This is a genomic window from Acidovorax sp. NB1 (genome assembly GCF_005405905.1).
Lineage (GTDB): Bacteria > Pseudomonadota > Gammaproteobacteria > Burkholderiales > Burkholderiaceae_C > Acidovorax.
This window is the reverse complement of sequence record NZ_BJHU01000026.1, coordinates 98026-122728: the sequence shown is the minus strand read 5'-3', so window position 1 is coordinate 122728 and position 24703 is coordinate 98026. Positions and strand designations below refer to the sequence as shown.

Here is a 24703-nt window from a genome sequence, read left to right as displayed (position 1 = left end):
TCAGGCGACGGTCACGGTGACAGCGTGGTCGCGCCAGCTGGCGTTGTTGTAGCCGCCCAGGTTTTCCTCGCGCTGCTCGGCCTGCACATTGCCCGCCGTGTCGGTGGCGCGACTGGCCAGCACATGGCTGCCCGCCTCCAGGCGCACGGGCAGCGCAAACTGCCGCCAGGCAAACGGTCCCAGGTCGGGGCCGATGAGCTTGGCCGCCTGCCAGGTCTTGCCACCATCAACCGACACCTCCACGCCCTTGATGCTGCGTGTGCCACCAAATGCCACGCCATGCACCTGCACCTGGCCGGGCTTGAGTGCGCCCTTGTCGGGCAGCGGGCCGTTGATCCAGGACTTCACGCCCATCTCCCACACCGAAGGCTGGTCGGGGCTGGCCTTGCTGCCGGGCGGCGACATGCGGTAGCCGTGCGACATGATGCGCGCCTGCGACTGTGCGCTGCCAAAGGCCACACGCTTGACGTACTTGATGTTGTTCACGCCCTGGTAACCGGGCACCACCAGCCGCAGCGGGCCGCCATGCGCCAGCGACAGCGGCTCGCCGTTCATCTCCCAGGCCAGCAGCGCATCGTCCATCGCCTTCACGGGCACCGAGCGCTCTACCAGCACGGTGAGCGGGTCCACGCCCTCGGGCAGCTTCTCGCCACCCGTGCCGGTCAGGTAGGCAGCGCCGTCGGCCAGGCCGCCAAGAGCCGCCACCACATTGCGCAGCGGCACGCCGCTCCAGACCACACAGCCCGCAGCGCCCACCTGCCAGGGTGTGCCGCTGGGCTTGCTGGGGAAAAAGCCCCGCCCGTTGCCCGAGCACTGCAGCACGGTGGCCACGGTTTCCACGCCCAGGGTCTTGAGTTCGGCCAGTGTCAGGCTGCGCGGGTTCTTGACCCCTTCGATCGCCACGGCCCAGCCATCGCGGTTGTCGAGGATGGCGGCATCGGGTGCAGGCAGGTTGTTGCGCACATACAGCTGGTTGGAGGGCGTGATGACGCTGGTGCCGAATGCAGAGCGCCGCGTCTCCAGCGTGCTGGTGCTGTGCACGATGAGGGCGTCTGGCGTCTTCCAGCCTGCATAGGCAGGCAGCGGCTTGACAGCGGCAGCGGTCGCCTGCTGGGCCCGGGCGGTGCCCGTCCATCCGGCCAGGCCCAGCGCGCCCAGGGCGGCAGCGCTTCCGGCCAGCAAATGGCGGCGCGGCAAGGTCGTGGAATGTGTCATGCGAAGGTCTCCGAATGGGGGGTGGAATGGGCAGGCGGAATGGCCCGGCCCGGCGGCAGCCTCCTCAGGCCGACACGGAGGCAGCCCGCATTCTGTGCGGCAGCCCCGGCCCACCGCACGCAACATTGCGTTAACAGAAGTAACAAATACAAAACATCAGAAACATCCGCACGCATGTCAGGCGGCGTGGGCATATTCGCCGCTTCGGCAGAGAGAGAAAGAGAAAGGGCGATGCCATGAACACCTACAAAAACCCCCAGGCCCCCCGCACCCGTCACCACATCCGCCTGGCCGCACTGCTGTGCTGGGGCCTGGGCTGCAGCGCGGCGCTGGCCCAGCTCACGGCCATCGTGGCGGTGGAGCCCACCGCACGCAAGGCCGCCCATTCGATCCTGCGCACGGCGGCCGAGTCGGGCCTGGCCAAGGCCTCGGGCCAGCCCGTGGCCCTGGCCACCAGCGACGACCTGGCCGACGTGATGCGCGCTACCCGCAGCGCGGGCTACGACATCTTCATCGGCCCGGCCCAGGTGGCGGCCTCGGCCCTGCAGCGGGGCTACGAGCTGGTGGGAGCCACCCACAAGTCCGACAAATACCTGCTGGTGGGGCTGGCGCAGATCGACGCCGTGCCCGCCATGAAGGGCCGCAGGCTCTACCTGCCGCAGCAGGACTCCATCTACACCTACATGGCGCGCGGCATGCTCAACGAGGCCGGGCTCTCGTTCCAGGACCTGCGTGCCGTGCAGTATGAAAAGTTTCCCCAGGCGGGCCTCACGGCCCTGACCCTGGGCTCCACCGATGCCACCGTGGTGCGCGAGGACGACTGGGCCGAATGGGCCGCCGCGCACCCCGGCACCGCACGCGTGCTGGCCACCTCGCAGCCGGTGCCCGGGGGGTTCTCGGTGGTCGTGAAGAAAGACCTGCCCGCCGACGCGCGCAACCGGCTGGCCCAGTGGTTTGGCGCCACGCCCATCTCCACCGGCCTGCCACCCGTCACCTTGCGCCCCGAAGCCAGCGAATACCGCCGGGTGGCCGAGTTGGGCCTGTTCACCCCCACCAGCCTGCCCGGGGTGAGCCGCATCACCGCACGCGAGGCCCAGACCCTGCTGGCGCAAGGTGCCACCCTGGTGGACACACGCACCGAGAAGGAATTCAAGACCAAACGCATCCGGGGCGCCGTGTTTGCGGCCTACGTGGAAAAAAGCCTCAAGGATGTGGCCTTCAACGCTGCACAGGATGACTTCCAGGCGCTGGACAAGCTGCCCCAACTGGACAAGGCCCAGCCCGTGATCTTTGCCTGCAACGGTGCCGAGTGCTGGAAGTCCTACAAGGCCGCCAAGGTGGCCGCCGCCAAGGGCTTCAAATCGGTGTACTGGCTGCGCGGCGGCCTGCCCGAGTGGGATGCCATGGGCCTGCCCACCGAAGGCGGCTGAGTGGGCCCCCGACCCTGCGGAAAAATGGGGCGCTCGCCCCTTCCGTACAATCGCTTGCAACTCAACACCCAAGGGCGCGCAAGGCGCCCTTTGTATGGAAATAGCAATACTGTTCGCCCTCATCTGTCTCAACGGCCTGTTTGCCATGTCAGAAATTGCTCTGGTCACGGCCCGCAAAGCCCGGCTGCAAAAGTTGATTGATGAGGGCGATAGCGGTGCCGCCGCTGCCGTGAAGCTGGGCGAAGACCCCACGCGTTTTCTCTCCACCATCCAGATCGGCATCACGTCGATCGGCGTGCTCAACGGTATCGTGGGCGAGGCCGCACTGGCCGCCCCGCTGGCCGCCTGGCTGGAGCGCCTGGGCGTGCCGCTGCCTTACGGGGGCTATGCGGCCACCGGCCTGGTGGTGGTGCTGATCACGTACTTCTCCATCGTGGTGGGCGAGCTGGTACCCAAGCGCATCGGTCAGTCGTACCCCGAGACCTTTGCGCGCCTGGTGGCGCGGCCCATCAACCTGCTGGCGCTGGCGACAAAGCCGTTTGTGCTGCTGCTGTCCACCTCCACCCGCACGCTGCTGCGCCTGTTGGGCGTGAAGGAAACCAGCGGCAGCCCGGTGACGGAGGAAGAGATCCACGCCATGCTGGTCGAAGGCACCACCGCCGGTGTGATCGAGTCGCACGAGCACACCATGGTGCGCAACGTGTTCCGCCTGGACGACCGCCAGATCGGCTCGCTGATGGTGCCGCGCGGCGACGTGGTGTGCCTGGACATCGATGCGCCGTTCGAAGAGACGCTGCAGCGCATCGAAGAATCCGACCACGCGCGCTTCCCGGTGGTGCGCGGCGGCATGGACAACATCCTGGGCGTGATCAACGCCCGCCAGTGGATGGCCAAGGCCCTGCGCGACCGCAGCCAGGGCCTGACCCAGCAGGCGCTGCAGACGGCGCTGTATGTGCCCGAAACCATCACCGGCATGGAGCTGCTGGACAACTTCCGCCTGTCGGATGTGCACATGGCGTTCGTGATCGATGAGTACGGCGAGGTGCAGGGCATCGTCACGCTGCAGGACCTGATCGAGGCGATCACCGGCGAGTTCCAGCCGCGCGACCCCGAGACCTCGTGGGCGCTGCAGCGCGAAGACGGCAGCTGGCTGCTGGACGGCCACATTCCCGTGCCCGAGCTGAAAGACCGCCTGGGCCTCGACGCCGTGCCCGAGGAAGAACGCGGCCGCTACCACACGCTCAGCGGCATGATCATGCTGCTGACAGGCCGCCTGCCCAAGGTGACCGACACCGTGCAGTGGGAGGACTGGCGGCTGGAAGTGGTGGACATGGATGGCAAGACCATCGACAAGATCCTGGCCACGCGGCTCACGCCCGAAGAAAAGGCCGAGACCGACGACAACGGCGCGGGCTGACCGCCGTTGGCGATGGCGGGGGTTGCTGCACGCCAGCCAGCCCCCCTTTTTTTACATCAGGACGGTGAGGGTTCGCTGTCCACAAACACGGTCAACACGCCGGTGTAGCCGTACAGATGGTGGTGGGCGATCTCGCCGCCCGCAAAGAACCCCGCCAGCGGCACATCGCCCAGCGCATGGCGCACGATCTGCAGCTCGGCACTGGGCCCGCCAAAATGCGGACCGCCCCGGCCCGAACAGCTCACATAGATCGCGCCGCAAATGCGCCGCCCTGCCTGGGGCGCGCCCTGGGCAGCGGGCAGTCCGGGTGCGGGGGCCGGTCTGCCCTGCGCTCCCAGTGACGATTCCAGCGGTGCGGGTTCCAGCTCCTCGGGCGACAGTTCTTCGCGGATCTCGGCGCAGATGCGCATGAGGTCGGCACGCGCCGCCGCCACATTGCGCTGGCAGAACGCCAGGTGCATGCCAGGCTCCACCTGGTCGGCCAAGGCCACGCCCCGGCGGCTGCCATCCAGCCCCACGATGTGGCGCACCCGCGTGTCGGTGCCAAAGTGGCCCGTGCGGCGCTGGCCCTGGGGCTGCTCGCCCGCATTCACCAGCCCGGCCAGCGTGGCTCGCACCTTGCGCAGCGCGGGCTGCGGGTCGCCACCATCCAGCGATACCTGCAGCGTGTCGAGCAGTACATCCAGCGCGGGCTCGCCATCGAGCGTGAGCACCACGTTGTCCTGCGCGGCGGTGATGGTGTGCAGCGCGCCCACGGGCTGGCAGCCCTGCGTGACACGCGACACCAGGGCCACCCCGGCGTCAAACGCCACGCCCGACAGGCCGCCATCAAACACCCCGCTGGCCCCGCCCTGCCCTGCCATGTTGCCGTCGCCGCCCACGGCAAACTGCACGCTGGCCGTGCGGCTGGCGCTGAGGCCGCCAAACAGGTAGCCGGACTCGGTGCGCGCCGCCATTTCGGCCAGCAGCCCGGCCAGCTCGGGCGTGTGGCCGTCGGCATGCACCAGCGCCGTGTGCGCCACAAAACCGCTGCCCGGGCGGGGGGCATGCATGGGCAGCGGCGCTACGCCCGAGAACACGCGGTACTGGTCGGCGGGCACGTCGAGCAGCATGACCGACAACGCGGGTTCGTCAAAGTACTCGGCGTTGTTGGCCGACACACCCACACCCACGGTGCCGCTCCAGTCGGTCACCTCGGGCAGCTCGGCGCTCAGGTGGTCGAGCAGCGCCTGGGCATCGTTGCCGTAGTGGTCGGTGATGTAGAGCAGGCCCAGTGTGGGCGCTGCGGCGTATTCGGGCAGCGCCATCTGGGCGCGCAGCTGCGCCAGCACCAGCGCGGCCGCCATGCGCCACTGTGGGTGGGTGGCGTGGCCGGTGGGAAATAGTTTCATGGTGGTGATCTCCATGCCAGGGCGGTGGCGGGCAGGTATTGCACCACCTGCGGGTTGTCACACCCGCCCACGTTGGCGTCAGCCCGCTCGCTTGCGGGCGGCTGGGCTGCGGGTACTGCTGCTGGCCTTCTTGGAGACGGGTTTTGCCGGGGTCTTGCGCGCTGCGGGCTTCTTGGCAGCAGCAGGCTTTTTGGCGGCAGCCGATGTTGCCGCCCGCTTGGCACCGCCCTGCATGGTCTGCATGCCCTTGGCAGCGAACTGGCTGGCCATGCCGGTGGCTGTCTTGAGCGCCTCCTTGGCCAGGCCCGTGGCCATGTTCTTGGTGGTGTCGATGGCGGTCTGCTTGGCCGCGTCCTTCATGGCGTTGGCAGCGATCTGCTGGAACTGGCTGGTGAGCGCGCCCCACCACTGCATCGGGTCCACCACGGCGGGCTCGGGCGTGTCAGTGGCCTTGCCCTTGGCTTTGGGCTTCGCTTTCGCTGCGGGTTCAGCATCGGTTTCTGTCTCTTCCGGGGCTTCCTCTTCGGCGGCGGCACGGCCCGTCACACGGGCGGCGGCGCTGGTCACCGCCTCGGCAGCACCGGTGACGGTGTCGGCGGCTTTCTGCACACCGCTCATCACGGTGTCGGCTGTCTTGAGCTTGAAGGCGTTGGCCACGTCGCCCATGCTGAAGTTCATGCCCTTGAGCGTGGCCAGGGTCATCTTCTGCACTTCCAGCGCCTGGATGGTGGCGGCCAGCGCGCGCGAGTTCTGCTCCAGCCAGAACTGCACGGCCTTCAGCTCTTCGATGCGCTTTTCCAGCTCTTCCACGCTGATGGTGGGGGCCACCCAGTTGGAGAGGTTGGGCAACTGCGGAATGCTGCTGGACGCCCCCTTGGCCAGGCTTTGCAGAAAGTCAAAACCGGGGACGAATTTGCCGAAACCGAAGTTGTTGGATGTGTCGCTCATGGCCGCTCCGCAAGAGGTGGGTCTGTGATGGGGCCACAGCTTACTCCAATGCGTCGCGGCCGGAAGGGGCAGATTCCCGCCCCTGCCCCCTCAGTGCTTGTGGCCGTGCCCGTGGCCTGCAGCGGCTGGTGCCGCAGCGCCGCCAGGCGGCGTGGTGGCCACGGGCACGCTGAGGGTGAGCTTGCTCTCGATGCCCTTGGCGTCCTGGAACACCAGGGTCAGGGGCACGGCAGTGTCCTTGGCCAGCGGGGCCTTCAGGTCCAGCAGCATGATGTGGTAGCCGCCGGGCTTGAGGTCCACCGCTTTGCCAGCGGGCAGTTCCAGCGCGGGGATGGCGCGCATCTTCATCACGTCGCCTTCCATCTTCATCTCGTGCACCTCGGTCACGCCCGCAGCAGGTGACTCGGCGCGCACCAGGCGGGCGCTGTCCTGGGCCGTGAGGCGCATGAACGCGCCCGTGCCCTTTTGGCCCTGCACGCTGGCACGGGCCCAGGCGCCCTCGACCTTGACGGCGGCGGTCTGCGCCCAGGCGGGGGCGCTGGCGAATGCAGCGGCGAGCGTGGCCGCCAGGGCGGCGGTGTGGAGCAGTTTTTTCATGGGGAAGGGTCCTTGTTCAGCAGAGGAAAGTGATGTGTGCGGGCAACAAAGGCCCAGTTCGATCAGTGATTGTGGGCACCGGCGCCCGCGCCGGGCAGAATTTCCAGCGCGGCGGCTGGGGACTTCAGGTCCGAAAGCTTTTGCCCGGCCTTGGGCACTTCCACCCAGTCGTTGCGGCCTTCGGCGCAGGCCTGGCGCACGGGCCAGTACACGGTGCCCGCCTGTTCGGGGGCGGTGGCGACCAGCACGAATTCGTCGTAATGGGCGCTCTGCAGCATGTCGTCTGCGGTCTTGGCCGTCCAGGTCACGCGCACCACGTCTTCGGTGATGCTGCGGCCGTGGCTGGTGTAGGGCTGTGCGAGTTTTTCGCGCTGCACCTCCAGCGCCCAGCCCGCCTTGGGCATGGGGCGCGCACCGCGCATGCCTGCCGGGATGTCCACCGCAATCTGCCGCGTGGGCGATGCGCCACAGCCATGGCCGACCTTGAACGTGGCCTTGTAGCTGGCGCCTGCCGGGGCCACCTGGTATTCGAGCACCACATGCGCAGATGCAGAGCAAAAAAGGCCTCCTGCGCCTGACAGCAAAGCGATTGCAGCTATCTTTTTCATAGTATCGAGAGACATGGGATGTGTTCCTTTCAGAGGCTGACCTTGAGCTCAGCGAGGTAGCTGCGCTGTGGGTAGGGGTGGAAGTTCCAGAACTTGTAGTTGTTGAGGTTGTCGATGCCCACGGCGGCGCTGACCGCTTTGGTGATCTGGTAGCGCACGCGCACATCGGTGGTGAAGTAGCGGCTCGCCCCCTGATAGGCAAAGCCATTCGGGTCGGAGTTGTCGAGCGTGCTGTACTGCTTGCCGCTGTAGCGCGCGCCCAGGGTGTACGACCATTTATCGTCGGGCCGGTAGGTGGCCACGGCGCTGGCGCGCCACTCGGGGACGCGTGGCTGCCACTTGCCCACACTGGCCGGGAACTTGTCGTTCTTCGTGATCTTGGAATCCGTCCAGGTCAGGCTGCTGCCCAGATCCAGCCCGCGCACAAAGACATTGGCGGCCTGGTACGACAGCTCCAATCCTTTGGTACGAATCGCGTCCACGTTCTGCACGTTGGTCACGTTGGGCGTGACGAGCACATTGGTCTGCGAGTACAGCGCGTCCTTGGTGCGCTCAAAAAATGCGGTGAGGCGCAGCAAACCGTTGCCCAGGTCCCGCTCGGCCGTCAGCTCGGTGGTCCAGCTCTTTTCGGGTTTCAGGTTCGGATCGTTGTTGATGAGCGTGCCGCTGCCGCTGATGCCGCCCTGGTACAGCTCGGCCACCGTGGGCATGCGCACGGCGCGGCCGGTGGAGGCCTTGAGCACCCACAGATCATTGGCCTGGTAGGCCAACGCGGCCTTGGGCGAAACATAGGTTTCGTTGCGCTCGGCGTGGTTCACCGTGGTGGTGGCGTTGCCGGTCTGGCCGTTGCTGGCGCTCCAGCGCTCGGCGCGGGCGCCCAGCACGGCCTTCCACTTCGGCGCGATCTTCCAGGTGTCTTGCGCCCACAGGCCGATCAGCTGGGTGTCGCCATTGAAGGCCTGGTTGCGGGCGCCTGCGGCGCCGTTGATCCAGTTGCTGGTGGCGTTCTCCACCGTGCGCAGCTGGTAGCTGTCGCGCTGCAGGCCAAAGTCCACGATGTGCGCGCCCAACACGCCATCGGGCCGCCAGGTGCCCTTGGCCGCCAGCGTGTTCCAGCCCGTGCCCTTGCTGTTGACGATGCGCCCGGCCCCGCCGTTCAGCGCCGCAGGCAGCGCCACGGAGGCGGCGCGCAGGGTGTCGGTTTGGTAGTCATACAGGCTGGCCGCCACCTCCCAGTCGAACACGCCTTGCGTGCGGCTCTTGACCGACAGGCCGTGCATGAAGTGCGTGAGGTCTTCATTGGACACATTGAAGTCGGTGGGCGCAAGCGCAAACGAGCGGCCATTGATGTTGACCGTACCGCCGTACACCGCATTGCCATTGGCGTCGCGCAGGTAGCTGGTGGGCCGCCCTTCGGATTCGTTGTGCCACCAGCCAAAGGTGTAGGCGGCCCGCACGGTGGGCGAGAGGTCGTAGGAGATCTTGGCCTTGATGTGGTCTTGCTGCGTGTGGTACTGCGTGGCGGTGCCCAGCAGGTACCAGGGCTGGTTGCTGCGGTTGTTGCCCAGCACCGCGCCCGTCACGGGCGTGCCCGCGTTACCCACGGCGCCTGCCGACACCAGGCGCGTGGGGAACGTGAGCGGCTGGCCTTCGCTGTCGGTCTTGTTGAAGTTGAGGAACCAGGACCAGTCACCGTTCTTGTTGCCCACGGAGGCGCTGACTTGCTTGCCCCCGTAGGTGCCGTTGGTGTTGTACAGGTCGAACGGCTGGTGCTGGTAGCTGACCTGCCCGTGCGCCTCAAACTTTGTCGGCATGCGGGTGACGTAGTCCACCACCGCGCCCACCGAGTTGCCTGCGTAGGCAGCAGAGAAGGGGCCGTAGAGCACGTCCACACGCTCGATTTCCTCGGGCGTGACCAGCATCCAGCGCGGCGCGTTGGTGGGGCCGTTGCCCAGGTAGTTGCTCAGCAAGATGCCATCGGCAAACACCATGGACCGCGCCGGGTTGCCCGTACCCGAGGCGCGGGTGGACAACACGGCGTGGTTGTAGTCACCGATGTAGCGCTTGCGCACCAGCAGGCTGGGCAGGTACTTGAGCGCGTCTTCGCTGTCGGTGGCGTTGATCGCATGCTCGATCTGCTCGCGCGTCACGCCCTCGATGGTGGTGGGGATCTGCGTGGGCAGCGAGGTGGGCTGGCCGCCACTGATGGTGACCACGCCCAGCTCCTTGACGGGGGCATGGGTGCTGTCGGTGGTCTGAGCCCACACGGGCACAGCCCCTGCGAACGTGAATGTGAGGGCGATGGGAAAGGCACTGGCCACGGCCAGCGCCATGCGGCTTTTGCGCATGGGTTTAACTCCTGAATGTAAAGCCAGATTGGCCGTCTGCGCGCGATGGACAAGCGCAAACAGCTATCAAACAGATAGCAAATCAGGAGAAGGCCGGGGGCCCGCGCGGCGGCAGCGGCGCGGCAGTGCGCGCAGCAATGTGCGCCGCAGGGATGGGGCGCAGGGCATGCGCCAGGGGATGGGCCGCAGGCAACTGGGCATGCGAAGCGGGCGGCGGTGCGCCCACCTGCGCGCACAGGGGGCAGTCGAGCGTGTGGCTCTGCATCTCCTGCGCACCATCGTCGGTCTTGACCAGCAGCTTGATCGCGCCCGAGCCGGAGCAGATCAGCTCCATCGCCTGCGGGTTGACCAGCGGCGACGCCACAGCCACGCCCATGGACACCACAAACCACGCCAGCACCAGGCGGGCGAGCCAGCGAAGGCTGCGGAGGGTTTGCAGGGAGGGCGTCATGAGCGCCTGATTGTAGGTGCCCCCCACTGCAGCGCCTTGACCAGGGTCATCTGCGCGACGGGTCCGGCCCTGGCACCGCCCTAGGATGCACGCTGGCATTCACAACAACACAGGAGACACCCCCATGCTCACGCTCTGCGGTTTTTCGGCCAGTAACTACTACAACAAGGTCAAGCTCGCCCTGCTCGAAAAGGGCCTCCCTTTCAGCGAAGAGCTGGCCTGGGTCGGCGAAACCGACCGCAGCGCCTCGCCCCTGGGCAAGGTACCCTACCTGCGCACGCCCCACGGCCCGCTGTGCGAATCGGCAGTGATCGCAGACTACATCGAAGCCGCCCACCCCGAGCACCCGCTGATCCCCGCCGACCCCTACCAGGCCGCCAAGGTGCGCGAGCTGATCACCTTTCTGGAGCTGCACCTGGAGCTGGTGGCGCGCAACCTGTACCCGCAGGCCTTCTTTGGTGGCACGGTGAGCGACACCGCCAAGGAGAAGGTGGGCGCGCAACTGACCAAGAACATTGCCGCCTTCGGCCAATTGGCAAAGTTCAGCCCCTATGTGGGCGGCGACAGCTTCACCCTGGCCGACTGCGCGGCCATCGTGCACCTGCCGCTGGTCAGCTCGGCCACCAAGATCATCTATGGCCGTGACTACCTGGCCGACCTGCCCGTGCGCGAATACCTCACCCGCATGGGCGAGCGGCCCCATGTTCAGCGGGTGAACGCCGACCGCAAGACCAACACCGCAGAAATGCTGGCAAGGCCCAAGAAGTAAGCCCCGAGGTACGCGCCCCTTGAGCGGCTGCGCAGCGCAGCCGCATCCGTTGCTGCGTCAGAACCGGGGCGTGCGCTTCTCGCGCAAGGCCGCGACGCCCTCACGCGCATCGGGCCCGCCAAAGCCCATGAACTCCAGGGCAAGGGAGGTCTCGAACATCGGCCCTGCCTGGCGCAGCCACTGGTTGAGCGCGTGTTTGGTCCAGCGGATGGCGGTCTGCGAGCCGGCGGCCAGCCGGTCGGCCACCTCGTAGGCGCGTGGCAGCAGGTCTGCCTCGTCCACAGCCAGTGAGACGAGGCCGATGCGCTCGGCCTCCTCACCGCTCACGGGGTCGCACAAGAGCAGGTAGTACTTGGCCTTGGCCATGCTGCACAGCAGGGGCCAGACGATGGCGGCGTGGTCGCCTGCCGCCACACCCAGGCGGGTGTGACCGTCCACAATCTTCGCGCCCTTGGCCGCAATCGAGATGTCGGCCAGCAGGCCCGCCACCAGCCCCGCGCCCACGGCCGGGCCGTGGATGGCCGAGACGATGGGCTTGTCGCAGTGCACGATGTTGTAGACAAGGTCGCGCGCCTCCTTCCAGATGCGGCAGCGCACCTCGAAATCTTCGGTCATGTCCTGCACCATGGCCAGGTCGCCGCCGCCCGAAAAGCCCGCGCCTTCGCCGCGCAGCACGGCGCAGCGCACGCTGTCGTCGGCACTCACGTCGCGCCAGATCTCGCACAGCTCGCGGTGCCCCAGATGGCCCGCCGTGGGCAGCTTGCCGTTCAGCGCACGCATCTGGATGTCGAGCACCGCGCCCTGCTCGCCACGGCGGGCGATGCGCAGGGTTTCGTAGCGTTGGTAGTCGGGCGGGGGGACGGGTGTGGACATGGCAGGTGCGCACAAGGCGCCTGGGGTGGAGGGATCTGACATTGTGGCGGCCCGCCACCCTGCCACCCCACCGCACCTTGACCCCGGTCAACGTACAACGCCGCGCGCAGGCGCACCATCGGGCATCCATTCCCATCGGGACCGCACCAGGAGCTTTGCATGGACACGACCCAAGCCGCCACCTACCGCCAGCTGCTGCTGGCACAACAGGCCGCACTGCTGGCGCAGCTGGCCGAGCAGCGCGGCGGCACCATCGGCCGGGCCGAGGCCGCCGCCGCACACTTTGGCCAGTCCGAAGACCCGCGTGCCCAACGGGCCACAGAGCGTGAACTGGAGTTCGCACTGGACGAACACGAAACCGCTCATCTGGCTGCCGTGGAAGCAGCCCTGGCCCGCGTCGAGGCGGGCACCTATGGCGAGTGCACGGATTGCGGAGCTCACATCACCGCTGCCCGCCTGCACGCCACGCCCGAGGCAGCGCGTTGCGTGCATTGCCAGGAGAAAGCCGAGCAGCACCGCCACGCGGCCTGAGCCGCCACGCCACGCCACGCATTGAACAGAACCCTGGCTGCTATCCTTCGCCGGATGCGCAGCCTCTTTCACCTCGCCTTCCACGTCACCGATCTCGACGCCGCCCGCCGCTTCTATGGCGGCGTGCTGGGTTGCCAGGAGGGGCGGAGCACCGACACCTGGGTAGATTTCGATTTTTTCGGCCACCAGATCTCGCTGCACCTGGGCACCCCGTTTGCCAGTGCCCGTACCGGCCATGTGGGCGACCACCTGGTGCCCATGCCCCACTTCGGCGCCATCCTGGAGCTGGCCGACTGGCACGCGCTGGCGGCACGCCTGAAGGCGGCGGACACCGCCTTTGTGCTGGAGCCGCAGGTGCGCTTTGAAGGCCAGCCGGGCGAGCAGTGGACGATGTTCTTCCACGACCCCAGCGGCAACCCGATCGAGATCAAGGGGTTCCGCTCGCTGGACGCGGTGTACGCCACGTGAGCTACACCTTCGCGTCCGCCACCATCCTGCTTCTGCTGATCACGGATCCGCTGGGCAACATCCCCATCTTTGCCAATGCGCTGCGTGGCGTGGCACCCGAACGCCGGGCGCGGGTGATCCTGCGCGAGGTGCTGATCGCATTTGCGCTGCTGCTGGTGTTCCTGTTCTTCGGTGCGGAGTTTCTGCGGGTGATGAACCTGAGCGATCTGTCACTACAGATCGCCGGTGCGGTGGTGCTGTTCCTCATCGCGCTGCGCATGATCTTCCCGGCAGCCGTTGGCCCGCAGGCCGAGTTGCCCGGCGAACCGCTGATCGTGCCGCTGGCTATTCCTGCGCTGGCAGGCCCCTCGGCCCTGGCCACGGTGATGCTGCTGGTCGCCCAGGCGCCCGAGCGCAAGCTCGAATGGGTGGGCGCCCTGTGCGTCACCATGGCGGTGTGCGCCATCGTGCTGCTGATGGCCGAGCGCATCCAGCGCCTGGTGGGTGAGCGCGTGGTGATGGCGTTTGAACGCCTGATGGGGCTGATCCTCGTCGCCATTTCGGTGGAAATGCTGCTGCGCGGCATCAAGCAGTTCGCACACCAGATGTAGCTCGCAGCCTGCGGGGCGCACCCCCCGGGGCCGATTCAGCGGCGCTGCAGCAAGGGCATCGAGCCCAGCGCAAACACCGAGTTGGGCACCCCCACCCGGGCCATCAGGGGCCGGGGCTTGGGGATGAGCTTGGGCTTTGCTGCCGCAGCGGGAGCAGGGTCTTCAAACGCCACACCTTTTTCGAGCTGCTGGGCCACCAGGTCCTGCAGGGTCACCGATTGCAGGTACTCCATCACACGCAGGTTGAAGGTGGACCACAGGTCGCCGGTCATGGACTTTACCTGCGCGGCCTGGCCAGCGCCCAGGTTCTGCAGATCGTCTGCCTTCAGGTTTTCGACTGCCAGGATGATCTCTGCCACCGATACCTGGTCTGCCCGGCGCGCCAGCGTGTAGCCGCCACCGGGCCCGCGCGTGCTGTCTACCAGTCCGGCACGGCGCAGGGCGCTGAACAGCTGCTCCAGGTAGGAAAGGGACGTGCCCTGGCGCGCACTGATGGTGGACAGGGCCACCGGCCGCATCTTCTGGCGCAAGGCCAGATCGGTCATTGCCGACACTGCAAGTTGTCCTCTGGTCGTGATCCGCATCGTTGCTACTCCTTAGAGTGTGTTTTCAAGAACGCTGACAGTTCCTTCTCCGGTGCTGGGAGCCACGGAAAGGGCCAAGCCTTCAATGTAGAGATTTTGACACTTCGCGTATATTCGTTTTATTGAGTTTTATTGCTCGCTTTTTTCGAAGTGTTTCACTCACTCAGTCATGAACTTCAAGCACTTGCGGTATTTCTGGACTGCAGCCAAGGCCGGCGGTGTGATGCGCGCCGGGGAACAGTTGCACACAACCCCCCAGACCCTGTCCGGGCAGATCAAACAGCTGGAGGAATGGCTGGGCCACGATCTGTTCAGGAAACGAGGCCGTGGCCTGGAACTGACAGCAGAAGGCCGGGTCGCTCTGGGCTATGCCGAGCAGATTTTTGCGCTGGGAGATGAACTGGAAAAGTCCATCCGCCTGTCGCGCGGCCAGGAAAAGCCGCTGGAATTCCGGGTAGGGGTCGCCGACTCGATTGCCAAGTCGGTCGCCTACCACCTGCTGGAACCCTCTTTAGGCATGCCGCAACGGGTGCACATGACTTGCCACGAGGGTAAGTTCCCCGAGTTGATCGCCCAGCTAAGTCTGCACAAACTCGACCTGGTGTTGGCTGACGAGCCGGTGTCCAAGAAGATCGGGGTAAAGGCCTTCAATCACCCTCTGGGAACCAGCGGCATGAGCTTCTTGTGCGCCCCCAGCCTCCGCGCCCAGCTGGAGGGCCCGTTTCCCCAGTGCCTGCACGGCGCACCCATGCTGATCCAGGGGCCCATGTCATCCGTGCGGCAACAGCTGGACCATTGGCTTAACAAGCACCACCTGCAGCCCCGCCTGGTGGGAGAGTTTGACGACAGCGCACTCATGAACGCATTCGGCCGCCAAGGCAGGGGCGTCTTTACCTCTCCCACAGTGCTGGATGACGAGACCACCGCACAGTTCGGGGTGGAAGTCATCGGCAGATCCACAGACCTGGTGGAGGAGTTTTTCGCAATTTCTATCGAGCGGCGAATCACCCACCCCTGCGTCGTTGCCATCACCAAAGCGGCGAAGGCGGATCTTTTTGCGCACTGAAAAAAGCCCAGCGCGGCCCGAGCCACATATCCGCTCTACGGACCTAGGGGGATTTACGCCTGGAGGGTGGCTGGGTAGACAGACAGACTAGACCACGTCGGAGCATCGCATCCGTCAGGTTCACTCGCAACAGCTAAGGCCCAAACCTCACGGAACCGGCGCCTCAGCACGAAGCAGGCCGTCAGATCCAGCGCCTGAGCCGACGGCACAAACAAAAACGCCCACTGTTTAGTGGGCGTTTTGTTAAGCGGTTACCGCTGTATTTGGTTGCGCGAGAAGGATTTGAACCTCCGACCTTTGGGTTATGAGCCCAACGAGCTACCAGACTGCTCCATCGCGCGGTAAGAAATAAATTATACCCTATTATTCAGCTGCTGCCGAATTATTTTCGGTTTCTGCAGCGCGATCGACCAATTCGACCAGAGCCATAGGCGCATTGTCGCCCACGCGGAAACCCATCTTCAGGATGCGGGTGTAGCCACCGGGGCGCACCTTGAAACGGGGGCCCAGGTCGTTGAAGAGCTTGGTCACGCTGTCACGGTCGCGCAGACGATTGAATGCCAGGCGACGGTTGGCAACAGAGTCTTCCTTGGCCAGGGTGATCATGGGTTCGATCACGCGGCGCAGTTCTTTGGCCTTGGGGACCGTGGTCTTGATGGCTTCGTGCTCAATGAGCGAATTCATCATGTTCTGCAGCATCGCAAGGCGGTGCGAGCTGGTGCGGTTGAGTTTGCGGAGGCCGTGTCCGTGGCGCATGGTGCTTTCCTTCTACTGTCTATGTAATTAAATCGGCCAGCCGTGTCAGGTACTGTCCGAGGCACTGTTCCTTGCTACAGGAACGAAAAGTCCCCCTCGCGGGGGACCTCAAACCGAGTTGCCCGTTTTTTCAGGCAACTCAGGATTATAGCGTCTGCTTAGCGCTTGTCCAGACCTGCTGGCGGCCAGTTCTCGAGTTTCATGCCGAGCGTGAGACCACGCGAGGCGAGCACTTCCTTGATTTCGTTGAGCGACTTGCGACCTAGGTTAGGCGTCTTGAGCAGCTCGTTCTCGGTGCGCTGGATCAGATCACCGATGTAGTAGATGTTTTCGGCCTTCAGGCAGTTGGCAGAACGCACTGTCAATTCCAGCTCGTCCACAGGGCGCAGCAGGATCGGATCGAACGTTGCACTGCCGCGTGGGCCCGCAGGTGCATCGAACGCAGCCAGTTCGCCACCTTCCAGCTGGGCGAACACGGCCAGCTGCTCCACCAGGATCTTGGCCGATGCACGCACGGCGTCTTCAGCAGTGATAGCGCCGTTGGTCTCGATCTCGACAACCAGCTTATCCAGGTCAGTACGTTGCTCCACACGGGCGCTTTCCACGGTGTAGCTCACGCGCTTCACGGGGGAGAACGATGCGTCCAGCACGATGCGGCCGATCGACTTGGTCGATTCGTCGGCGTAGCGGCGCAGGTTGCCCGGCACGTAGCCACGGCCCTTCTCGACCTTGATCTGCATGTCCAGCTTGCCGCCAGCAGACAGGTTGGCGATCACGTGATCAGGGTTCACGATTTCGACATCGTGAGGGGTCTGGATATCACGGGCCGTCACCACACCTTCGCCGTCCTTGCGCAGGCTCAGCGTGACTTCGTCACGGTTGTGCAGCTTGAACACCACACCCTTGAGGTTCAGAAGGATGTTGACTACATCTTCCTGGACACCGTCGATCGACGAGTACTCATGCAGAACGCCCGCAATGGTGACTTCCGTCGCTGCGTAACCCACCATGGACGAGAGCAGGACGCGCCGGATGGCATTGCCCAGCGTGTGACCGTAGCCACGCTCGAACGGCTCCAGTGCGACCTTGGCACGGTTGTGGCCAAGCTGCTCGACATTGATCGCCTTGGGTTTCAGCAAATTGGTTTGCATTCAGACTTCCTCTCAATACCCCCAGCTCGTTACACCGGTAAGGCTGGTGAAGCGCCTAAACCGCGATGCCTCGCGGTTCAGGGACGGTTTTCTCGAAATACTATGTACCGAGCGATTAGCGCGAGTACAACTCAACGATCAGGGATTCGTTGATGTCGGCACCGAACTCATCACGGTCTGGCGTCTTCTTGAAGATGCCTTCAGCCTTGTCAGCATTCACTTCCACCCAGGCAGGCATACCCACTTGAGCAGCCAGTTGCAGGGCTTCCACAACGCGAGCTTGCTTCTTGGACTTTTCTCGCACAGCCACCACGTCGCCGGCCTTAACCAGATACGAAGCGATGTTCACGGACTTGCCGTTCACGGTGATCGCCTTGTGGGACACCAGCTGACGCGCTTCAGCGCGGGTCGAGCCGAAACCCATGCGGTACACGACGTTGTCCAGACGCGATTCCAGCAGGAACAGCAAGTTGGCGCCGGTGTTGCCCTTCTTGCCGTCGGCGGCTTCGAAGTAGCGGCGGAATTGCTTTTCCAGCACGCCATACATGCGCTTGACCTTCTGCTTTTCACGCAGTTGCAGGCCGTAGTCGGACGTGCGTGCACCGGAGGTACGGCCGTGTTGGCCTGGCTTGGAGTCGAACTTGGACTTGTCGGCGATCGAGCGGCGGGCGCTCTTCAGGAACAGGTCCGTGCCTTCACGGCGGGAGAGTTTGGCCTTGGGGCCGAGGTAACGTGCCACTTGAGCTTCCTTTGTGTCATCTACCGCAAACCATTGCGGGAGCCGCCTGAGGCGCTTGCGCGTTCACAGGCGGCGGTGGGCTTAGAGAGAAATTAGATACGACGACGCTTTTGAGGGCGGCAGCCGTTGTGCGGAACTGGCGTCACATCGGAGATCGACGTGATGCGGATGCCCAGGGCACCCAGCGCACGCACCGAGGACTCGCGACCAGGACCTGGGCCCTTGATCTCGACGTCCAGGTTCTTGATGCCTTGGTCGATGGCAGCGCGGCCAGCCACTTCCGAAGCCACCTGGGCTGCGAAAGGCGTGGACTTGCGGGAGCCCTTGAAACCTTGGCCACCGGACGAAGCCCACGACAGAGCATTGCCCTGGCGATCGGTGATCGTGATGATGGTGTTGTTGAACGAGGCGTGCACGTGGGCAATGCCGTCCGAAACGTTCTTCCGGACCTTCTTGCGAACGCGCTGAGCTGCGTTATTGGCAGGAGACTTAGCCATGATGATCTTTCAATCTTTATTTCTTCAGTGCAGCAGCACCCTTGCGCGGACCCTTGCGAGTGCGTGCATTGGTACGGGTGCGCTGACCACGCATTGGCAGACCGCGGCGATGGCGGAAGCCACGATAGCAGCCGATGTCCATCAAACGCTTGATGTTCATCGTGGTTTCGCGGCGCAGGTCACCTTCGATGGTGAACTGCTCGATTTGCTCGCGAATTTTTTCCAGATCGCCGTCCGTCAGATCCTTGATCTTCTTGGAGTAAGCGATACCAGTTGCTTCGCAGATCTTGCGAGCGCGGGTGCGACCAATGCCAAAAATGGCGGTCAAACCGATTTCCGCGTGCTTGTGCGGCGGAATGTTAATGCCAGCGATACGTGCCATATGCGTCCTCTAATACTTTCCAATCAACCTTGGCGCTGCTTGTGACGCAGATCCGTGCAGATCACACGCACCACACCCTTGCGGCGGATGATCTTGCAGTTGCGGCAGATTTTTTTGACCGAAGCCGAAACTCTCATTGCATTCTCCTAAAACTTTTCCATCCGTCCCGGCTGCTTCGCACGGAACACAATTTGTGCCCGCGAAAAATCGTGGGGCGCCAACCTAATCGACATTCAGTCGTTTGAAAGCGGCACCGCCATGCGGCTACCGCTTTCCATCATCCTCAACCGCCAGGATTGCCCTTGAAATTGGCTTTCTTGAGCAGCGATTCGTACTGCTGCGACATCATGTAGTTCTGGACCTGGGCCATGAAGTCCATGGTCACGACCACGATGATCAGCAGCGATGTCCCGCCGAAGTAAAACGGAACGTTGTACTTCAAGATCAGAAACTCTGGCAGCAGGCACACGAAGGTGATGTACACGGCACCGGCCAAAGTCAGGCGGACCAGGATTTTATCGATGTAGCGCGCGGTCTGCTCACCTGGGCGAATACCCGGAATGAACGCGCCACTCTTCTTCAGGTTGTCTGCAGTTTCACGGCTGTTGAAAACCAGCGCCGTGTAGAAGAAACAGAAGAAGATGATCGCTGCAGCGTAGAACATCACATAGATGGGCTGACCAGGAGTCAGTGCACCCGAAATGTCCTTCAACCAACGCATCGACTCACCAGCACTGAACCAGTTCACCACCGTTGCAGGCAACAGGATGATCGACGAGGCAAAGATCGGAGGAATCACACCTGCCATGTTCAGCTTGAGGGGCAAGTGCGACGATTGACCACCGTACACCTTGTTCCCCACCTGACGACGGGCATAGTTCACCAAAATCTTGCGCTGACCACGTTCAACGAACACCACGAAGTAAGTCACCAGACCGACCACGAGGACGATGAAGATGGCAGCCAGGATGCTCATCGCACCTGTACGTACCAGTTCCAGCAGCCCACCGATCGAACTCGGCAAACCCGCAGCGATGCCAGCGAAGATAAGGATGGAAATACCATTCCCCAGACCCCGCTCGGTGATTTGCTCACCCAGCCACATCAGGAACATCGTGCCGGCGGTCAAACTCACCACAGCCGTCAGACGGAAACCAAAGCCAGGGCTCAACACCAAACCGGCCGAGCTTTCCAGCGCCACAGCAATGCCCAGCGACTGGAACAGGGCCAAGCCCAAGGTTCCATAACGGGTGTACTGTGTGATCTTCCGACGACCGGCCTCACCTTCTTTTTTCAGCTGCTCGAACGCGGGCAACACATAGGTCATCAGCTGCATGATGATCGATGCCGAGATGTACGGCATGATCCCCAGAGCGAAAACCGTGAAGCGCGACAGGGCACCACCCGAGAACATGTTGAACAGGTTCAGGATGCCGCCTTGCTGGCCGCTGAAAAGCTGCTGAAGCTGGGCTGGATCGATACCGGGCACAGGGATATGAGCCCCGATGCGATACACGACCAGCGCAAGCAACAGAAAAACCAGACGACGACGCAGGTCGCCGAACTTGCCGGTCTTTGCAATTTGAGCCGCGCTAGTAGCCACAGGTGCTTTCCTTCAGTGTCAGACTCAGGCGACGCTGCCGCCAGCAGCTTCGATGGCTGCCTTGGCACCTGCCGTAGCGCCCACACCGCTCAGCTTGACAGCCTTGGTGAGGGAACCGCTCTTGATCACCTTGACCACCTTGGCCAGCTCACCGATCAGACCGGCTTGCTTGAGCGCCAGGACGTCCACTTCGGCCAGGCCGAGTTGGTCCAGAGCAGTCAGCGTCACTTCTGCATTGAACTTGAGCAGGTGCGACTTGAAGCCGCGCTTGGGCAAGCGACGTTGCAGAGGCATTTGACCGCCTTCGAAACCCACCTTGTGGTAACCACCGGAGCGGGACTTCTGACCCTTGTGACCACGGCCAGCGGTCTTGCCCAGGCCGGAGCCGATACCACGGCCTACACGGCGCTTGGCATGCTTGGCGCCGTCTGCGGGCTTGATGCTATTGAGTTCCATGATCTATCTCTCAGACGATTTTGACCAGGTAGCTGATCTTGTTAATCATGCCGCGCACTTCGGGCGTGTCCTGCAGTTCGCTCACGCTGTTGAGCTTGCGCAGACCCAGGCCACGGACGGTGGCGCGGTGCGATTCCTTGGTGCCAATCGGGCTGCGCACCAGTTGAATCTTGACGGTTTGTTGCGTAGTCATATTCAAACTCCGGTTCAGGCGAAGATGTCTTCGACCGTCTTGCCGCGCTTGGCAGCAACATTCGACGGAGTGGTCGAATTGACGAGCGCATCGAACGTGGCGCGAACCATGTTGTACGGATTGGACGAACCATGGCTCTTGGCCACAATATCGGTCACACCCAGCACTTCGAAGACTGCGCGCATAGGACCGCCGGCGATGATACCGGTACCCTTGGGGGCGGGCGCCATCATCACAACAGCGGCGCCATGGTGGCCCGTCACATTGTGGTGAATGGTGCCGTTCTTCAGGGACACCTTGACCATGTTGCGGCGGGCTTCTTCCATCGCCTTCTGCACAGCAGCAGGCACTTCCTTGGACTTGCCCTTGCCCATGCCAACGCGGCCGTCACCGTCGCCAACCACAGTCAGTGCGGCGAAACCGAGAATACGGCCACCCTTCACGACTTTGGTCACGCGGTTGACCGCGATCATTTTTTCGCGCAGACCGTCGTCTTGACCTTCGCTCTGCACTTTGGGTTGAAATTTAGCCATTTTGTATTCCGCTCCGCTTAGAACTGCAGGCCGGCTTCACGGGCTGCGTCGGCCAAGGCCTTGACGCGACCGTGGTAGGCAAAGCCTGCGCGATCAAATGCAACCTTCTCGACGCCTGCTGCCTTCGCCTTTTCAGCGATGCGCTTGCCGATGATCTGGGCTGCAGCGGCATTGCCACCCTTGCCCGAACCGCCGAGCGACTTGCGCACATCGGCTTCGGCAGTGGAAGCGCTGGCCAGCACCTTGCTGCCGTCGCCGGAAATCACACTGGCGTAGATATGGAGGTTCGTACGGTTCACGGTGAGACGGGCCACGCCTTGCTGTGCAATGCGGATGCGGGTCTGACGCGAACGACGAAGACGCTGCTCTTTCTTGGTCAACATGTTGCAGCTCCTTATTTCTTCTTGGTCTCTTTGATCGTGATCTTTTCGTCCGCATAACGGATGCCCTTGCCCTTGTAAGGCTCGGGAGGACGAACAGCACGGATCTCAGCAGCGATTTGACCGACGCGTTGACGGTCAGCACCCTTGATCACCACTTCCGTGGGGGTCGGGGTAGCCACCGTGATACCAGCGGGCATTTCGATGTTGACCGGATGCGAGTAACCGACAGCCAGATTCAGCTTGGAACCCGAAGCGGCGGCCTTGTAGCCCACGCCCACCAGGCTCAGCTTCTTTTCAAAGCCCTTGCTGACACCGACCACCATGTTGTTGACCAACTGGCGAATCGTGCCGCTCATGGCATTGGCTTCGCGGGAGTCATTGACAGGCTCAAAGCTGAGCTTGCCTTCATTGCTCGACACCTTCACCAGCACGTTTTGTGCAAGTGACAGGACACCACCAGAACCCTTGACGGAGATCTGGTCATCTTTCACGGACACATCCACACCTGCGGGGATGGTCACGGGCATTTTTCCTACTCGGGACATTTCAGTTTCTCCTCAATGCCGCGGGTTAGGCCACGTAGCACAGCACTTCGCCACCAACACCGGTAGCGCGCGCCTTGCGGTCGGTCATCACGCCCTTGGGCGTCGTGACAATTGCCACACCCAGACCGTTCATGACTTGTGGAATGGAATCACGGCCTTTGTAGACACGCAGACCAGGGCGGCTGACGCGCTCGATGCGCTCAATCACGGGACGGCCTGCGTAGTACTTCAGGGCAATTTCGAGTTCCGACTTGCCAGCTTCGGTTTTCACCTGGAAGCCGTCGATATAACCTTCGTCCTTCAGCACCTGGGCGATGGCGATCTTCACTTTGGAAGAAGGCACCAGAACCGTGGCCTTGGCGACCATCTGTGCATTACGGATGCGGGTCAGCAAGTCAGCGATGGGATCACTCATGCTCATGTTTAATCTCTCCTGCCTGCTTACCAGCTGGCTTTGGTGACACCAGGGATGTCGCCTGCAAAAGCCAGTTCGCGGATCTTGGCGCGAGCCAGACCGAATTGACGGAAGGTGCCGCGTGGACGACCGGTGATTTCGCAACGGTTACGCTGACGCGTAGGGTTGGCATTGCGAGGGAGCTTCTGCAGGCCCAGACGGGCTGCATCACGCTCTTCGTCGCTGCGCTTGGCATCGCCAGCGATCGCCTTCAGTTCCGCATACTTGGTTGCGTACTTGGCTGCCAGTTTTTCGCGCTTCAGTTCGCGCTGGATCAAAGCTACTTTAGCCATGCTTCGCCTCAGTTCTTGAACGGGAAACGGAAACCAGCGAGAAGCGCCTTGGCTTCTTCGTCGGACTTGGCCGTCGTGGTGATGCTGATATTGAGACCGCGCAGGGCGTCAACCTTGTCGTACTCAATTTCAGGGAAGATGATCTGTTCTTTGACGCCGATGTTGTAGTTGCCACGGCCATCAAAAGCGCGGCCAGAGATACCACGGAAGTCACGGACGCGGGGCAGAGCCACAGTCACGAAACGGTCCAGGAACTCATACATCTGCACGCCACGCAGCGTGACCATGCAACCGATGGCCTGGCCTTCGCGGATCTTGAAACCGGCGATAGCCTTCTTGGCCTTGGTCACAACGGGCTTTTGACCAGCAATCTTGGTCAGATCAGCCACGGCGTTGTCCATCACCTTCTTGTCCGACACGGCTTCGCTCACACCCATGTTGAGGGTGATCTTGGTCAGACGTGGAACCTGCATGGGCGAGGTGTAACCGAACTGCTTGGTCAGCTCGGGTGCGACTTTGTCGCGGTAAATGTCTTGCAGTCGTGCCATGTTTACCCCTTAGGCCGCCTTGATTTCAGCGCCGCTGGACTTGAACACGCGAACGCGCGAACCGTCAGCCTGCACCTTGATGCCCACGCGATCAGCCTTGCCGGTAGCGGCATTGAAGATAGCCACGTTGGACTGGTGAATCGGCATTGCCTTTTCAATAATGCCGCCGGTCGTGCCCTTCATGGGGTTTGGCTTGGCGTGCTTCTTGACGAGGTTGATGCCGTCGATGACGAGGTGGGAGTCATCTTTGCGCAGCGACACAGTGCCGCGCTTGCCTTTGTCACGGCCGGTCAGCACGATGACTTCGTCGCCCTTGCGAATCTTGTTCATGGCGCGTCCTTAGAGAACTTCAGGAGCCAGGGACACGATCTTCATGAACTTCTCGGTACGCAGTTCACGCGTCACGGGTCCAAAGATACGAGTGCCGATAGGCTCCAACTTTGCATTCAGCAACACTGCAGCGTTGCCATCGAATTTGACGAGCGAACCATCGCCGCGACGAATACCCTTCGCCGTGCGAACCACCACTGCGCTGTAAACCTCGCCTTTTTTGACGCGGCCACGTGGAGCGGCTTCTTTGATGCTCACCTTGATGATGTCGCCCACGCTTGCATAGCGACGCTTCGAGCCACCCAGCACCTTAATGCAAAGGACGGACTTGGCGCCGGTATTGTCGGCAACCTCTAACCGAGATTCTGTCTGGATCATTTCAATATTCCCAACTTGCACCAGAAGACAACAGCCCCAGAGAACTTCTCAAGGGCTGCAAATCAGCCAGTCAGTCTTGGGCCCGTCGTCCGCACTGCAAACCATTTGCAGCACTTCCCGCTGGGCAGAAACTTCACGCTTTGAACGCGAAGCCCTCGATTATGGCAAAGGACTTT

General features: G+C 63.2%; 33 protein-coding genes and 1 tRNA gene. 7 read left to right on the top strand and 27 right to left on the bottom strand.

What is annotated here, in order from left to right; all coding sequences use genetic code 11:
• Positions 1-1215: a sulfite oxidase gene (locus AvAM_RS13620; protein ID WP_137747561.1), complete on the bottom strand. Its 1215-nt coding sequence runs from the start codon at positions 1213-1215 to the stop codon at positions 1-3.
• Between the two features lie 236 nt (positions 1216-1451).
• On the opposite strand from AvAM_RS13620, the gene AvAM_RS13615 reads away from it, so the two are divergent.
• Both AvAM_RS13615 and AvAM_RS13610 read left to right on the top strand, forming a co-directional pair.
• Positions 1452-2645, top strand: coding sequence for a rhodanese-like domain-containing protein (locus tag AvAM_RS13615; RefSeq protein ID WP_137747560.1), 1194 nt, complete (start codon positions 1452-1454; stop codon positions 2643-2645).
• 94 nt (positions 2646-2739) lie between these two features.
• Positions 2740-4062: a hemolysin family protein gene (locus tag AvAM_RS13610; protein WP_137747559.1), complete on the top strand. Its 1323-nt coding sequence runs from the start codon at positions 2740-2742 to the stop codon at positions 4060-4062.
• 56 nt (positions 4063-4118) lie between these two features.
• On the opposite strand, the gene AvAM_RS13605 is transcribed toward AvAM_RS13610, so the two are convergent.
• The 6 genes from AvAM_RS13605 to AvAM_RS13580 all read right to left on the bottom strand — a co-directional run bounded on the left by AvAM_RS13605 (position 4119) and on the right by AvAM_RS13580 (position 10405).
• Entirely contained in the window at positions 4119-5453 is a 1335-nt protein-coding gene (locus AvAM_RS13605; protein WP_137747558.1) for an FIST N-terminal domain-containing protein, read from the bottom strand.
• A 78-nt stretch (positions 5454-5531) separates the two neighbouring features.
• Positions 5532-6401, bottom strand: a complete 870-nt coding sequence (locus tag AvAM_RS13600; RefSeq protein WP_137747557.1) for a PhaM family polyhydroxyalkanoate granule multifunctional regulatory protein — start codon at positions 6399-6401, stop codon at positions 5532-5534.
• Between the two features lie 90 nt (positions 6402-6491).
• Positions 6492-6998, bottom strand: coding sequence for a copper chaperone PCu(A)C (locus AvAM_RS13595; RefSeq protein WP_137747556.1), 507 nt, complete (start codon positions 6996-6998; stop codon positions 6492-6494).
• Positions 6999-7060: 62 nt separating this feature from the next.
• Complete coding sequence (locus tag AvAM_RS13590) at positions 7061-7621, bottom strand: YcnI family protein (RefSeq protein WP_171012224.1); 561 nt, start codon at positions 7619-7621, stop codon at positions 7061-7063.
• A gap of 14 nt (positions 7622-7635) precedes the next feature.
• A complete protein-coding gene (locus AvAM_RS13585; RefSeq protein WP_137747555.1) occupies positions 7636-9954 on the bottom strand; it encodes a TonB-dependent receptor in 2319 nt (772 codons plus the stop codon).
• A gap of 82 nt (positions 9955-10036) precedes the next feature.
• Entirely contained in the window at positions 10037-10405 is a 369-nt protein-coding gene (locus tag AvAM_RS13580) for a DUF2946 family protein (RefSeq protein ID WP_137747554.1), read from the bottom strand.
• A 124-nt stretch (positions 10406-10529) separates the two neighbouring features.
• On the opposite strand from AvAM_RS13580, the gene AvAM_RS13575 reads away from it, so the two are divergent.
• Positions 10530-11174, top strand: coding sequence for a glutathione S-transferase (locus AvAM_RS13575; RefSeq protein ID WP_137747553.1), 645 nt, complete (start codon positions 10530-10532; stop codon positions 11172-11174).
• A gap of 57 nt (positions 11175-11231) precedes the next feature.
• Here AvAM_RS13575 and AvAM_RS13570 read toward each other — a convergent pair whose 3' ends face one another.
• Positions 11232-12047, bottom strand: a complete 816-nt coding sequence (locus AvAM_RS13570) for an enoyl-CoA hydratase/isomerase family protein (protein WP_137747552.1) — start codon at positions 12045-12047, stop codon at positions 11232-11234.
• A gap of 159 nt (positions 12048-12206) precedes the next feature.
• Between AvAM_RS13570 and AvAM_RS13565 the strand changes: the two genes are divergently transcribed.
• The 3 genes from AvAM_RS13565 to AvAM_RS13555 are packed head-to-tail and all read left to right on the top strand — an operon-like array spanning position 12207 to position 13636.
• Positions 12207-12578: a TraR/DksA family transcriptional regulator gene (locus tag AvAM_RS13565; RefSeq protein WP_137747551.1), complete on the top strand. Its 372-nt coding sequence runs from the start codon at positions 12207-12209 to the stop codon at positions 12576-12578.
• 54 nt (positions 12579-12632) lie between these two features.
• The gene (locus AvAM_RS13560) at positions 12633-13046 is read left to right on the top strand and encodes a VOC family protein (RefSeq protein WP_137747550.1); all 414 of its coding nucleotides are present in this window, start codon (positions 12633-12635) and stop codon (positions 13044-13046) included.
• Complete coding sequence (locus AvAM_RS13555) at positions 13043-13636, top strand: MarC family protein (RefSeq protein ID WP_137747549.1); 594 nt, start codon at positions 13043-13045, stop codon at positions 13634-13636. The genes AvAM_RS13560 and AvAM_RS13555 overlap by 4 nt, the downstream gene beginning before the upstream one ends.
• 35 nt (positions 13637-13671) lie before the next feature.
• Here AvAM_RS13555 and AvAM_RS13550 read toward each other — a convergent pair whose 3' ends face one another.
• Positions 13672-14220 (bottom strand): Rrf2 family transcriptional regulator, encoded by a 549-nt coding sequence (locus AvAM_RS13550; protein WP_137747548.1) that lies wholly within the window; start codon positions 14218-14220, stop codon positions 13672-13674.
• Positions 14221-14389: 169 nt separating this feature from the next.
• Here AvAM_RS13550 and nhaR point away from each other — a divergent pair, with 169 nt between their 5' ends.
• Positions 14390-15286 carry a transcriptional activator NhaR gene (gene nhaR / locus AvAM_RS13545; RefSeq protein WP_137747547.1) on the top strand — a complete coding sequence of 299 codons (897 nt, stop codon included), beginning with the start codon at positions 14390-14392 and terminating at the stop codon, positions 15284-15286.
• A 264-nt stretch (positions 15287-15550) separates the two neighbouring features.
• Here nhaR and AvAM_RS13540 read toward each other — a convergent pair.
• From AvAM_RS13540 to rplN, 18 genes are all read right to left on the bottom strand, one after another.
• A tRNA-Met gene (locus AvAM_RS13540) sits at positions 15551-15627 on the bottom strand.
• 22 nt (positions 15628-15649) lie between these two features.
• Positions 15650-16042 carry a 50S ribosomal protein L17 gene (rplQ, locus tag AvAM_RS13535; protein ID WP_063462385.1) on the bottom strand — a complete coding sequence of 131 codons (393 nt, stop codon included), beginning with the start codon at positions 16040-16042 and terminating at the stop codon, positions 15650-15652.
• 158 nt (positions 16043-16200) lie between these two features.
• Positions 16201-17193, bottom strand: coding sequence for a DNA-directed RNA polymerase subunit alpha (locus AvAM_RS13530; RefSeq protein WP_137747546.1), 993 nt, complete (start codon positions 17191-17193; stop codon positions 16201-16203).
• Between the two features lie 115 nt (positions 17194-17308).
• On the bottom strand, positions 17309-17932 hold the full coding sequence (gene rpsD / locus AvAM_RS13525; RefSeq protein WP_026435318.1) for a 30S ribosomal protein S4: 624 nt from the start codon (positions 17930-17932) through the stop codon (positions 17309-17311).
• Positions 17933-18024: 92 nt separating this feature from the next.
• Entirely contained in the window at positions 18025-18429 is a 405-nt protein-coding gene (gene rpsK, locus AvAM_RS13520; protein ID WP_005793662.1) for a 30S ribosomal protein S11, read from the bottom strand.
• Positions 18430-18445: 16 nt separating this feature from the next.
• Positions 18446-18811 carry a 30S ribosomal protein S13 gene (gene rpsM, locus AvAM_RS13515; protein WP_008906516.1) on the bottom strand — a complete coding sequence of 122 codons (366 nt, stop codon included), beginning with the start codon at positions 18809-18811 and terminating at the stop codon, positions 18446-18448.
• Between the two features lie 23 nt (positions 18812-18834).
• On the bottom strand, positions 18835-18948 hold the full coding sequence (gene rpmJ, locus AvAM_RS13510) for a 50S ribosomal protein L36 (RefSeq protein WP_005793651.1): 114 nt from the start codon (positions 18946-18948) through the stop codon (positions 18835-18837).
• 146 nt (positions 18949-19094) lie between these two features.
• Positions 19095-20414 (bottom strand): preprotein translocase subunit SecY, encoded by a 1320-nt coding sequence (secY, locus tag AvAM_RS13505; RefSeq protein ID WP_063462384.1) that lies wholly within the window; start codon positions 20412-20414, stop codon positions 19095-19097.
• Positions 20415-20438: 24 nt separating this feature from the next.
• Complete coding sequence (gene rplO, locus AvAM_RS13500; protein WP_137747545.1) at positions 20439-20870, bottom strand: 50S ribosomal protein L15; 432 nt, start codon at positions 20868-20870, stop codon at positions 20439-20441.
• A gap of 10 nt (positions 20871-20880) precedes the next feature.
• The gene (rpmD, locus tag AvAM_RS13495; protein ID WP_063462383.1) at positions 20881-21063 is read right to left on the bottom strand and encodes a 50S ribosomal protein L30; all 183 of its coding nucleotides are present in this window, start codon (positions 21061-21063) and stop codon (positions 20881-20883) included.
• A 14-nt stretch (positions 21064-21077) separates the two neighbouring features.
• Positions 21078-21596 (bottom strand): 30S ribosomal protein S5, encoded by a 519-nt coding sequence (gene rpsE / locus AvAM_RS13490; RefSeq protein ID WP_034711783.1) that lies wholly within the window; start codon positions 21594-21596, stop codon positions 21078-21080.
• A 17-nt stretch (positions 21597-21613) separates the two neighbouring features.
• Positions 21614-21979 (bottom strand): 50S ribosomal protein L18, encoded by a 366-nt coding sequence (gene rplR / locus AvAM_RS13485; protein ID WP_005793639.1) that lies wholly within the window; start codon positions 21977-21979, stop codon positions 21614-21616.
• Between the two features lie 11 nt (positions 21980-21990).
• Positions 21991-22524, bottom strand: coding sequence for a 50S ribosomal protein L6 (gene rplF / locus AvAM_RS13480; protein WP_137747544.1), 534 nt, complete (start codon positions 22522-22524; stop codon positions 21991-21993).
• Between the two features lie 25 nt (positions 22525-22549).
• Positions 22550-22945, bottom strand: a complete 396-nt coding sequence (gene rpsH / locus AvAM_RS13475; protein ID WP_008906523.1) for a 30S ribosomal protein S8 — start codon at positions 22943-22945, stop codon at positions 22550-22552.
• A gap of 20 nt (positions 22946-22965) precedes the next feature.
• Complete coding sequence (rpsN, locus tag AvAM_RS13470; protein ID WP_007861712.1) at positions 22966-23271, bottom strand: 30S ribosomal protein S14; 306 nt, start codon at positions 23269-23271, stop codon at positions 22966-22968.
• A gap of 8 nt (positions 23272-23279) precedes the next feature.
• Positions 23280-23819 (bottom strand): 50S ribosomal protein L5, encoded by a 540-nt coding sequence (rplE, locus tag AvAM_RS13465; RefSeq protein WP_063462381.1) that lies wholly within the window; start codon positions 23817-23819, stop codon positions 23280-23282.
• A 9-nt stretch (positions 23820-23828) separates the two neighbouring features.
• The gene (gene rplX / locus AvAM_RS13460; RefSeq protein WP_108618710.1) at positions 23829-24149 is read right to left on the bottom strand and encodes a 50S ribosomal protein L24; all 321 of its coding nucleotides are present in this window, start codon (positions 24147-24149) and stop codon (positions 23829-23831) included.
• Positions 24150-24158: 9 nt separating this feature from the next.
• On the bottom strand, positions 24159-24527 hold the full coding sequence (gene rplN, locus AvAM_RS13455; protein WP_007861702.1) for a 50S ribosomal protein L14: 369 nt from the start codon (positions 24525-24527) through the stop codon (positions 24159-24161).
• Positions 24528-24703: the final 176 nt, after the last annotated feature.